This window comes from Streptomyces glaucescens (assembly GCF_002154375.1).
GTDB classification, from domain to species: Bacteria; Actinomycetota; Actinomycetes; order Streptomycetales; family Streptomycetaceae; genus Streptomyces; species Streptomyces glaucescens.
Map to the genome: position 1 here is coordinate 1 of NZ_MUND01001130.1, position 567 is coordinate 567.

At 70.9% G+C, this 567-nt stretch carries 1 protein-coding gene; it reads left to right on the plus strand.

Features of this window, described 5'->3' with window-relative positions:
- Positions 1-36 precede the first annotated feature (36 nt).
- On the plus strand, positions 37-384 hold the full coding sequence (locus tag CCN42_RS41025; protein WP_086742094.1) for a DUF1330 domain-containing protein: 348 nt from the start codon (positions 37-39) through the stop codon (positions 382-384).
- Positions 385-567: the final 183 nt, after the last annotated feature.

The following is a 567-nucleotide window of genomic DNA, read 5'->3' on the forward strand; positions in this document are numbered from 1 at the left end:
TCCACGTACGGGCCGCACCGACCGGAAGGACGCACCATGACCGCCTACGCCATCGCCCACCTGCACGAGACCGCCGTCCACCAGGACATCGCCGAGTACATCGAGCGCATCCCCGGGACCTTCGCGCCGTACGGAGGCCGCTTCCTGGTGCACGGCACCGGGCACGAGACGAAGGAGGGCTACTGGCCGGGGGCGGTCGTGATGATCGGCTTCCCCTCGATCGACGAGGCGCGGGCGTGGTGGGACTCACCCGCCTACCAGGAGATCGCTCCGCTGCGGTCCCGGCACATCGTGGGGGACATCATCCTGGTGGAAGGGGTGCCCGACGGCTACGACCCGGCCGTCACCGCCAGAGCGATACGCGACGCCATCCCGGCCGAGTGACCTCCCGCCGTCGAAGCGGTCCGCCGCAGGGCCGGCAGCGCCCGGCGTGTGGGTCGGTGATCGTTGCACTCCGAGAAGGTGAGCTGCTGCCGCAGCTGATCGGAGCGACAGGCCTGCAGCCACACCCGCACGGTCACCTCGGTGGCGTTCTCCAGGGGCGGCAGTACGGCGATCACGGCCGGC